Source organism: uncultured Microbacterium sp., from assembly GCF_913776565.1.
In the GTDB taxonomy this organism is placed as follows: domain Bacteria; phylum Actinomycetota; class Actinomycetes; order Actinomycetales; family Microbacteriaceae; genus Microbacterium.
Genome location: NZ_CAJYPF010000054.1, coordinates 1 through 10,735, shown reverse-complemented (window position 1 = coordinate 10,735; position 10,735 = coordinate 1). Strand labels below are relative to the sequence as shown.

Here is a 10,735-nt window from a genome sequence, read left to right as displayed (position 1 = left end):
CGTACTCGTCCGCGGTCTTGTGCCCGATCTGCCACGGGCCGTCCATCTCGTTGCCCAGGCACCACAGACGGATGCCGAACGGCTCGTCGCGTCCGTTGTCGCGACGGCGGTCGCTGAGGGCGGTTCCCGAGGGGTGATTGGCGTACTCGAGCAGGTCGGCGGCCTCGGCGACGCCGCGCGTGCCGAGGTTGACCGCCTCCATGACCTCCAGCCCCGCGGCATCCGCCCACTCGGCGAACTCGTGCAGACCCACTTCATTGGTCTCGGTGCTGTGCCAGGCGGCATCCAGCCTGACCGGACGTTCCTCGCTCGGTCCGACGCCGTCCTCCCACCGGTAGCCCGACACGAAGTTGCCGCCGGGGTAGCGCACCACCGTCGCGCCCAGCTCGCGCACGAGCTCGAGCACGTCGGCGCGGAAGCCCGCCGCGTCCGCGGTGGCGTGACCGGGGGAATGGATGCCGTCGTACACGCAGCGGCCCATGTGCTCCACGAAGGAGCCGAACAGGCGGCGCGGGACCGGGGCGCCGGTCGAGGCGCGATCGACGACGATGCGGGTGGGGGAGGTCATTCGGGTTTCTCCTGGTGGGAAGAGGAAGGGGCGGGTCGCACGACAGATGCGACCCGCCCCCGCGTAGGTGTTACTTGTTGACCGAGAAGCCCTGGTCGTTGCCGTACTGGACGAGCTGGTCCTGCCAGGTCGTCAGACCGGTGTTCAGGTCGCTCTTCGACGCGTAGGACTGGCCGACCGTGTCGCTGAAGATGCTGTTGGCGAACACCTGGAACGGCAGGTAGCTCCAGCCCTCACGGACCTCGCTCGAGGCCTGCGTCAGCACCTCGTTGATCTTCTGGCCGCCGAAGTAGCTCGACTCCTGCTCGACGAAGGCGGGGTCGCTGAGCTGCGCGGTGGTGGAGGGGAAGCCGCCGGACTCCGCGAAGATCTTGAGGCTCTCCTCGTCGTTGTTCAGCCACTTGAGGAAGCCGGCCGCCAGAGCCGGGTTCTTGCTCTGCTTGACGACCGCCTGGCCGCCGCCGCCGTTCTCGGCGGTCACCGCCGTGCCGTCATAGGTGGGGATGGGGGCCACGGCCCACTTGCCCGAGCCGTCCTTGACGGAGGACTCCAGAACGCCCGGCATCCAGGCGCCCGTGATCAGCGAGGCGATCGAGCCGTCGCCGAGCCCCTTGAACCACTCGTCGCTCCACGCCGGGGTGTCGGCGAGCAGGCCGCCCTCGACGAGGCGGTTCCAGTTGTCGGCGAACTTCTTCGAGCCCTCGTCCTGCAGGTCGATCGTGACGTCGGTGCCCGAGGTTTTGAACGGGGTGCCGCCGGCCTGCCAGATCATGCTGGTGGCGAAGCCCGAGTCGCCGGTATCGGCGGTGATGTACTTCGAGGGGTCCGCCGCGTGCAGCTTCTGCGCTGCCGCGTAGTACTCGTCCCAGGTCTTGGGGGCCGAGATGCCGGCCTGGTCGAAGACCTCTTTGTTGTAGAACAGGGCCATGGGTCCCGAGTCCTGCGGGAGACCGTAGATCTTGCCGTCGAAGTCGACCGAACCCCACGGGCCCGAGCTGTAGTCGCCCGAGAGGTCGCCGAAGCCGTATGACGACAGGTCGAGCAGCGAGTCCGAGAGAGCGAACTGGGGGAAGGCGTAGTACTCGATCTGCACCACGTCGGGGGCGCCGGAGCCCGCCTTGATGGCGTTCTGCAGCTTGGTGTACTCCTCGGTATTGGTGCCCGCGTTGACGAGGTTCACCTTGACGTTCGGGTACTTCGCCTGGAACGCGGCGACCTGCGCCTCGGCGGAGGGCGTCCACGACCAGTACGTAATCTCTCCGCCGGCCTCGAGCGCCTTCTCGATGTCGTCGGCCGAGCCTGCGGCGCCGCCGCCGGCGTTGCCGCCCGAGCACGCGGTCAGTGCGCCCACCATCAGGGCGGTGGCGGCGACGGCGAAGACGGTCCGCCGGACGGCGGAGCCCTTGCGCATGAATGTCATCGGATTCCTCTACTTCGTTGTTGTGGATGTGGTGCGGATGCAGGTGCGACGCCCCGTGGTCGGGGAGCAGCGGTGAGGGGGAGTCGGGGGATCACTGCTTGACGCTGCCGGCGCTCAGGCCCGACTGCCAGAAGCGCTGCAGCACGAGGAACGCGGCGACGATCGGGATGATCGACAGCAGCGCCCCGGTGATCACGAGGTTGTAGATGGGCTGCGCGCCGACACCGATGGCCTGCGCGTTCCACTGGTTGAGGCCGACCGTGAGCGGGTACCACGCGGGATCGCTCAGCATGATCAGCGGGAGGAAGTAGTTGTTCCACGTCGCCACGACCGCGAACAGCAGCACGGTGACGATGCCGGGGGTCAGCAGGCGGATGGAGATCGTGAAGAAGGTGCGGAATTCGCCCGCGCCGTCCATGCGAGCGGCCTCGAGCAGCTCGGTGGGGATCGCGTCCGAGGCGTAGACCCAGATCAGGTACAGGCCGAACGGGCTGATCAGCGAGGGGATGATGATCGCCCACGGGGTGTTCGTCAGGCCGAGCTGGCTGAACAGCAGGAACGTCGGCACCGCCAGGGCCGTGCCGGGGACGGCGATCGCACCGAGGACCACGGCGAAGACCGCCTTGCGACCGCGGAAGTTGTACTTGGCGAGACCGTATCCGGCGAGGGTGGCGAGCAGCGTCGCGCCGCCGGCGCCGACCACGACGTACAGCAGGGTGTTGCCGAGCCATCGGACGAAGATGCCGTCGCGGTAGGTCAGGGTCTGGGCGATGTTGTCGAACAGCGCGAAGCTGTTGCCCGGGCCCAGGCCGAAGGTGGTGAACAGGTCGGGCTGGGTCTTCGTGGCGTTGATGACCAGCCAGGCCAGCGGCACGAGCGTGTACAGCAGGTACAGGCCCATGACGATGCTGAGCACCAGCGACTTCTTGCTGCGGGTCGGGGAGGTGCGCGCGAAACGGGTGCGCCCGGGTCGTGAGCCGGTCGCGGCGACGGTGTCGGTGCGGGGTGCGGTCGCGGTGGTCATCGCGCCTCCTGACGTGAGCCGCGCAGCTGCACGACGTAAGCGATGACGGCGGTGATGACGCCCATGATGATGGCGATCGTGGCCGCGTAGTTGTACTGCTGGCCGGCGAACGAGAGGTTGTAGGCGTACATGTTCGGTGTGAAGAACGTCGAGATCGTGTTCGGCGCCAGCGGCTTGAGGATGTTGGGTTCGTTGAACAGCTGGAAGCTGCCGATGATCGAGAAGATCGTCGCGATCACGATCGCTCCGCGCACCGCGGGGATCTTGATCGAGAAGATCGTGCGCCACGCGCCGGCCCCGTCGATGGATGCCGCTTCGTAGAGCTCGGTGGGGATCGTCTTCAGCGACGAGTAGAAGATGAGCATGTTGTAGCCCACGAACTGCCAGGTCACGATGTTGCCGATCGACAGCAGCATCCACTCGGGAAGGAACGGCTGGACGTACGCTCCGCCGAGCAGGTCGTTGAGGTTGCGCGTGAGGCCGAACTGATCGCCGTAGATGTAGCCCCACATGAGCACCGCGACGACGGCGGGCACGGCGTAGGGGAGGAAGATCACGATGCGGTAGAAACCGGCGGCGTGCAGCCGAGCGCTGTCGATGGCCAGGGCGGCGGCCAGGGCGAGCAGCAGCATGATCGGCACCTGGACGACGAGGAAGGCCCCGACGCGACCGAAGCCGTCCCAGAACTTCGGGTCGGCGAAGGCCGTGACGTAGTTGTCGAGGCCGACGAAGGCGTTTCCGCCGATGAGCTGGTCGCGGAACAGGCTCAGGTAGATCGAGTACGCCAACGGCGCCAGGAACACGAGCGCGAAGATCAGCGCGAAGGGGGCGACGAACAGCCAGCCGCGGTCGTCGATTCGTGCGCGCCGTTTGCGCCGGGGGGTGCGCAGGGCGGGCGGGGGTGCCGCGGTGGTCGTCATCGTCCGGTGCCTCTTCGTTGGTGCGCATCCCGGTCGGGTTGGCCGGGATGTTGACGTAAACATAACCCGGCCGCGCTAGGGTGTCAACGTCAACATCCAAGGGGGCCGACATGAGCGAGACGACGACGACGTCGACCGCGATCCCGACGCGCGAACGCCGACGAGAGGTGTCGATGGCCGACGTGGCCGCTGCCGCCGGCGTGTCGGGGCAGACCGTCTCGCGCGTCGCGAACGGCCGCGCGAACGTCGACCCCGAGACGCGTCAGCGCGTCCTCGACGCCATGGCGACCCTCGGCTATCGCCCCAACAGCGCCGCCCGTGCGCTGCGGTCGGGTCGGTTCCGCAGCATCGGCGTCATCATGTTCTCGCTCAGCTCGTACGGCAACACGCGCACCCTCGACGCTCTGGCGTCGGTGGCCGCGGCATCCGGGTACTCCATCACCCTCATCACCGTGCACTCCGCCTCGCAGTCCGACGTGTCGGGGGCGTTCCTGCGCCTGCGCGAGCACGCGGTCGACGGCATCGTGATCCTCATCGAGACGCACCGCCTGGGTGAGAACGAGCTCGCGATCCCCTCGGGCCTTCCAGTCGTCGTCGTCGATTCGAGCGCGGATTATCCTTACGCCGTCGTCGACAACGATCAGGCGCAAGGGGCGCGGCTGGCGACCGAGCACCTGCTCGACCTGGGTCACGAGACGGTGTGGCACGTGTCGGGACCGCCCGAGTCCTTCGCCGCCGAGCGCCGTCGCATCGCGTGGCGCGAAGCCCTCGAGGATCGGGGATGCCGCGTCCCCGACGTGCAGATCGGTGATTGGACGGCCGAGTCGGGTCACCGCCTCGGCGCCGAGCTGGCGCAACGCCCCGAGGTGACCGCGGTGTTCGCGGCGAACGATCAGATGGCGCTCGGTGTCATCCGCGCCCTGCACGAGGCGGGGCGAGCGGTGCCCGGTCAGGTGAGCGTCGTCGGCTTCGACGACATGCCCGAGTCGGCGAACTTCTGGCCTCCGCTGACCACGGTCCGCCAGCGTTTCCAGCGGGTCGGCGAAGAGGCGATGAGTGCACTGATCGCCGACATCGAGGGGCCGGGCGGTGCGCACACCCGCACGCTCGTACCGACGTCGCTCGTGATCCGGGCCAGCTCCGGCCCGCGCTGACGGAAGGCCCCCGGCCCGCGCTCACGGAAGGCCCCCGGCCCGTATCGCGGCCATTGCGGCTTCGCACAGCGGTCGCATAAGCTCGCTGTTGACGTCAACATGTTTACGTCAACATCACCCCCCTCGAGGTCGCATCGACGCGACCGGATCGGAATGACGATGAAGTCAGCTCGACTGCTCTCGATGACCTGCGCCGTCGCGCTGGCCGCCGGCGCCATCACCACGACGGCCGCCGTGGCCCCGGCTCCCGCCGCAGCGGCCGGCGCCTCTCCCGTGCGCATCACCCCCAATCCCGCGACGGCGTCCGAGAAGCCGTTCGAGGGCTGGGGGACCAGCCTCGTGTGGTTCGCCAACGCGACCGGCGGGTATCCGGCCGACGTCCGGCAGAAGCTCTACGACGCCGTCTTCGGTGACGACGGGCTCAACCTCAACATCGCCCGGTACAACATCGGCGGCGGCAACGCCACCGACGTGCCGCCGTACCTGCGCCCGGGTGGAGCGGTGCCCGGGTTCTGGAATCCCGACCTCGCCGCGAGCGACGCCAACGGGCCGATCACCTCGACCTACGCCGACCGCGACCGCTACAAGGCGGCCTGGAATCCGGACGACCCCGCGGCGTACGACTTCGACGCCGACGCCGGTCAGCGTTGGTGGCTCGATGCACTGAAGGACAAGGTCACCCACTGGGAGGCGTTCAGCAACTCGCCGCCGTACTTCCTCACGCAGAGCGGCTACGTCTCGGGCGGCATCAACAACGCCACCAGCGAGCAGCTCGCCCCGGCCGACATGGACAAATTTGCTGGCTACCTGGTGAACGTCGTCGACGAGCTCGAGAAGAAGCACGGCATCACGTTCGACACGATCGATCCGTTCAACGAGCCCAACACCAACTACTGGTCGACGCAGATCCCCGCCGGCGCGACCTGGCCGACCGGCGGACGCCAAGAGGGCGCGCACATCGGACCGCAGGCGCAGGATGCCATGGTCACAGCGCTCGCGGCGCGTCTGGCGCAGCCGAGCACCACGACCGATGCCGTCATCTCGGCGATGGACGAGACCAACCCCGGCATCTTCGCCACCAACTGGAACGCGTGGTCGGCGCAGTCCAAAGCGCTGGTGGAGCAGCTAAACGTCCACACCTACGGTACGGACGGTCGCCCCGTCGTCCGCGACATCGCCAAGGCCGCCGACAAGCCGCTGTGGATGAGCGAGGTCGAGGGCAACTGGACCGCCCAGGACAAGGGCTTCGTCACCAACGACATCGACAACGGCATCGGCATGGCCCAGCACATCGTGGGCGACCTGCGCGAGCTCGAGCCGGACGCGTGGGTGTTCTGGCAGCCCGTCGAAGACCTCTACAACATGGAGAAGGTCGAGAAGCTCAACTGGGGCAGCGTCTTCATCGACTTCGACTGCAACACCGAGGGCGAGTCCGAGCGTCGCATCGCGGACGGCGAGGCCGATCCCTCGTGCAAGGTGCTGACCAACGAGAAGTTCAACACGGTCCGCAACTTCACCCACTTCATCACGCCCGGCGCGCACCTGATGGCGACCGATGACGCGCAGTCCACCGCGGCGCTCGACGCCGACGGCACGGGCGCGACCATCGTCCACGTCAACGCCGAGGCCGCGGCCCGCACCGTCGAGATCGACCTGAGCGACTTCGGGGCGATCGCCCCCGGAGCGACGGTCACCCCGATCGTGACGACCCAGTCGACCGTCGACGCGCCCTCCTCGAACGCGCTCGTTCGAGGAGAACCGGTCGCCGTGGACGCGGCATCCCGCACCGCCACCCTCACCATCCCCGCGAAGTCGGTCGTGACCTTCCAGATCGACGGGGTGTCGGGTGTCTCCGCCGATGCCGCCGCCTTCCGCGACGGGCAGACGGTCCAGCTGACGGGACTGCAGAGCGGCCTCGCCCTCGACGCGTCGTCGGGGTTGGCCGTGCGGACGTCCGCGACCACTCCCGAGGCCGCGCGGGCCCAGTCGTGGACCGTGCGCACCATCGACGGCGAGGGCACCAACCGGCACCGCTTCACGCTGCAGAACGGCTCGGGGAAGTTCCTCGCCTCGCAAGGCGGCCGCACCGCCCTGGTCGACGCCGACCCGGCCGCGGCCGCGGCCGCTCCCGCCCTGCAGTGGATGGCATCCACCGTCGACGGCACCTCGTACTCGGTGCTGAACGTCGCGGCCGCGCGCGTGCTCGACGTCAACGGCGGCAGCTCCACCCCCGGAGCGGCGGTCGGTCTGTGGACCTCCAACGGCGGCGGCAACCAGCAGTGGCGCATCGCCGGAACGGCCGTCGTCGGCGCCGAACCGGTCTCGGTCGCCACCGCGGTCGGCGTCGCCCCGACGCTGCCCGGGACGGTCGCCCTGCGCTACGCCGGCCCGACGCTGCGCAGCGCCGCGGTGACGTGGCAACTCGAGGGCGTGGACTTCTCGCGCCCCGGCACGGTGCAGGTGCGGGGTACCGGCACCGACCTGTTCGGTGCGCCCTTCGAGGCGACCGCGACGGTCGAGGTCGGTGCGTTCACGGCGACGCGGCCGGCCTCGGTCACCGTCCCCGCGGGAAGTGCCCTCGACACCGTCCAGAAGCAGGCGGATGCCGATGTCCAGGCCGAACTGCGCCCCTCGGGCGCGGGGTACGGGGTGCCCGTCGCGTGGAGCTGGGACGGACTGAGCGACGCCTCGTTCGCGGCACCGGGGACCGTCGAGGTCGCCGGCGTGGCGACCGGGCCCAGCGGAGAGAAGCTGCCGGCGCGCCTGACGGTCATCGTCACGGCCGCCTCGGAGCACAACGTCGCCCCGCAGAGCCAGCCGACGGCGACCTTCACCGAGAGCGCTCAATACGACGTGCGCAACACCATCAACGGCAGCACGACCGACAAGGGCTGGTCGAACTGGCGTTCGGGCACCAAGAACGAGCAGGACACGCTGAGCTACCGTCTGGCCCAGCGCGAGACGCTCACGCACGTCGACGTGCAGTTCTACCGCGACGGTTCGACCCTCAGCTGGCCGACCTCGATCCGTGTGGACCACCGCCTGGCCGACGGCGAGTGGGTGCAGGGCGCGCCGACGGTGGTTCCCGACCCCGCGACCGGTGCGCCGCGCGTGTCCGTCCCGGTCGCGGGCGCGGCCGATGAAGTGCGCGTGGTCATGACCGCCCGCTCGCAGACGCACATCATCGTGTCCGAGGTCGAGATCTCCGCGGCCGCCCCCGCTCCGGCCGGCATCGCTCATCTGGCGAGGCTGACGGTCGGCGACGAGCCCGTCGCCGACTTCGATCCCGACACCCTCGCGTACACGGTCACCTCCACCGGGGCGGCCTGGCCGAGCCTGCACGCGCTCGCCGTGGACGAGGACGCTCGCGTCGTCGTCACGCAGCCGGGCGCGGTCGAGCCCGCCGCGCGTGCGACCGGCGGTGTCGGCACGGTCGAGGTGACCGCTCCCGATGGAACGTCGCGCACGTACACGGTCACGGTCAACCGCGTCGTGGGCGTCGACACTCCCGTCGTCACCGGTGAGCCGCGCGTCGGGTCGACGGTACGGGCCACGGCGACGACCGACCCCGCAGACGCCGTCCTGTCCTTCGCGTGGCTGCGCGACGGATCGCCGATCGATGGCGCCACGGCCGACGCCTACGCGCTGACCGCCGCGGACGCGGGTCGTGAGATCAGCGTCGCGGTGACGGCGACGGCATCCGGGTTCCAGGACGGATCGGGCCGCTCGGGCGTGCTGGTGCCGATTGCGGTGGTCGACCCCGGCACGGGCGGATCCGACGGTGGCGCCCCCGGCACGGGTGGTTCCAGCGGAGGGGCCCCCGGCACGGGCACCCCGGGCGCGGGGACCGGCACGGGAACGGGCGGTGGCGCCGCGGCGGGTTCGCCGGGTGCGACCGCCGCGGACGGCAAGGATCCGGGTCGGCCTCTCGCGGCGACGGGCCTGAACGCCGAGGGCGTCACCGCCACGGCGATCAGCGCCCTCGTGCTGCTGCTGGCCGGCGCGGGGGCATGGGTGCTGCGCCGCCGCCGCTCGCAGGTCTGAACGTCAGGGGCCGCGTCGATCGCCGGGAGGCGACCGGCGCGGCCCGCGTCATGTCCGTACCGCGGACGCGTGCCCCATCGTGCACGTCCGTGCAAGCCCGCGCTTTGCGGGCGGAGGGGGAGGAAGATCGATACGTCCGAATCGACCCCCACCGAGGAGACCCATGCACGTCAACGCCTACGCGGCGTCGTCCGCGACCTCACCCCTTGAGCCCACGACCATCGAGCGCCGCGAGGTCGGCCCGAAGGACGTCCTGATCGACATCGCCTACGCCGGCATCTGCCACTCCGACATCCACACCATCCGCGGCGAGTGGGGCGACGTCCCCTACCCCCTGACCGTCGGCCACGAGATCGTCGGCACGGTCGCCGAGGTCGGCTCCGAGGTGACCAGCCACAAGGTCGGCGACCGCGTCGGCGTCGGCTGCATGGTCAACTCGTGCCGCGAGTGCGAGAACTGCCTCGCCGGCGAGGAGCAGTACTGCGAGAAGGGCAACATCGGCACGTACGGCGCCAAGGACGTCGATGGCACGATCACCCAGGGCGGCTACAGCGAGAAGATCGTCGTCGACGAGCACTTCGTGCTGCGCGTTCCCGAGTCGATCCCCTACGAGAAGGCCGCTCCGCTGCTGTGCGCCGGCATCACGACCTACTCGCCGCTGAACCACTGGAACGCCGGCCCCGGCAAGAAGGTCGCCGTCGTCGGTCTCGGCGGTCTGGGCCACATGGCCGTCAAGATCGCCCACGCCATGGGCGCCGAGGTCACCGTGCTCTCGCAGACGCTGAGCAAGAAGGACGACGGCCTGAAGATGGGCGCCGACCACTACTACGCGACGAAGGACGAAGAGACCTTCTCGACGCTGAAGAAGCACTTCGACCTCATCATCAACACCGTCAGCGCCCCGCTCGACCTCAAGCAGTACCTGGGCCTGCTGGCGCTGAACGGCACGATGGTCAACGTCGGCGCCCCGCCGGAGCCGCTGCCCATCCAGGTCTTCACGCTGTTCACCAACCGTCGTTCCTTCGCGGGTTCGTCGATCGGCGGCATCCGCGAGACCCAGGAGATGCTCGACTTCTGCGCCGAGAACGGCATCGCGCCCGAGACCGAGCTCATCTCGGCCGACCAGATCAACGAGGCCTACGAGCGCGTGCTGAAGAGCGACGTGCGCTACCGCTTCGTCATCGACGCGAAGACCTTCGCCCCCGCCTGATCCGGTTTCCGTCCCCGGATGCCACGGCCCCGACGTTCTCCGGAGCGCCGGGGCCGCGGCGTTCCCTCCGCCACCCCCGCGTCGATAAACGCCCTCCCTGCTGAGACTCGCGGCGTCACCGCGTGTCTCGCACGGATCGGCGTTTATCGGCGACTGCCAGCCGCCGCCGCGCCGCCGCGCCGCGCTGCCGCGGGCGGGCGGGGCACGCGAAAGCGGCGCCGCCCCGCAGGACGGCGCCGCTTCGGCGACGGTGTTACGCCTGGCCGAGGGCGGCCGACACCACGGCCCGCGCCTCTTCCTGTACCTCGCGCAAGTGGTCCTCGCCGCGCAGCGACTCCGCGTACAGCTTGTAGACGTCCTCGGTGCCCGAGGGGCGGGCGGCGAACCACGCCGAC

The 10,735-nt window shown here is 69.6% G+C and carries 7 protein-coding genes and 1 pseudogene; 3 read left to right on the top strand and 5 right to left on the bottom strand.

Annotated features, from left to right (window positions below; genetic code table 11):
• The 4 genes and pseudogenes from QZ433_RS03440 to QZ433_RS03425 all read right to left on the bottom strand — a co-directional run.
• Nucleotides 1–568 (bottom strand): annotated as a pseudogene (locus QZ433_RS03440) (alpha-L-arabinofuranosidase); the annotation flags it as partial.
• 70 nt (nt 569–638) lie between these two features.
• Nucleotides 639–1,988, bottom strand: coding sequence for a sugar ABC transporter substrate-binding protein (locus QZ433_RS03435; RefSeq protein WP_295780021.1), 1,350 nt, complete (start codon nt 1,986–1,988; stop codon nt 639–641).
• Nucleotides 1,989–2,079: 91 nt separating this feature from the next.
• Nucleotides 2,080–2,889: a carbohydrate ABC transporter permease gene (locus tag QZ433_RS03430; RefSeq protein ID WP_108318357.1), complete on the bottom strand. Its 810-nt coding sequence runs from the start codon at nt 2,887–2,889 to the stop codon at nt 2,080–2,082.
• Between the two features lie 119 nt (nt 2,890–3,008).
• Nucleotides 3,009–3,932 carry a sugar ABC transporter permease gene (locus tag QZ433_RS03425; RefSeq protein WP_295780020.1) on the bottom strand — a complete coding sequence of 308 codons (924 nt, stop codon included), beginning with the start codon at nt 3,930–3,932 and terminating at the stop codon, nt 3,009–3,011.
• Between the two features lie 110 nt (nt 3,933–4,042).
• Here QZ433_RS03425 and QZ433_RS03420 point away from each other — a divergent pair, with 110 nt between their 5' ends.
• From QZ433_RS03420 to QZ433_RS03410, 3 genes are all read left to right on the top strand, one after another.
• Nucleotides 4,043–5,086, top strand: a complete 1,044-nt coding sequence (locus QZ433_RS03420) for a LacI family DNA-binding transcriptional regulator (protein ID WP_295780019.1) — start codon at nt 4,043–4,045, stop codon at nt 5,084–5,086.
• A gap of 183 nt (nt 5,087–5,269) precedes the next feature.
• Nucleotides 5,270–9,130 carry a glycoside hydrolase gene (locus tag QZ433_RS03415; protein WP_295780018.1) on the top strand — a complete coding sequence of 1,287 codons (3,861 nt, stop codon included), beginning with the start codon at nt 5,270–5,272 and terminating at the stop codon, nt 9,128–9,130.
• Between the two features lie 163 nt (nt 9,131–9,293).
• Nucleotides 9,294–10,340 (top strand): NAD(P)-dependent alcohol dehydrogenase, encoded by a 1,047-nt coding sequence (locus QZ433_RS03410; RefSeq protein ID WP_295780017.1) that lies wholly within the window; start codon nt 9,294–9,296, stop codon nt 10,338–10,340.
• Between the two features lie 253 nt (nt 10,341–10,593).
• Here the strand turns inward: QZ433_RS03410 and QZ433_RS03405 are convergent.
• Nucleotides 10,594–10,735: hypothetical protein (locus QZ433_RS03405; protein WP_295780022.1), on the bottom strand; the 142-nt coding region annotated here is incomplete at its 5' end.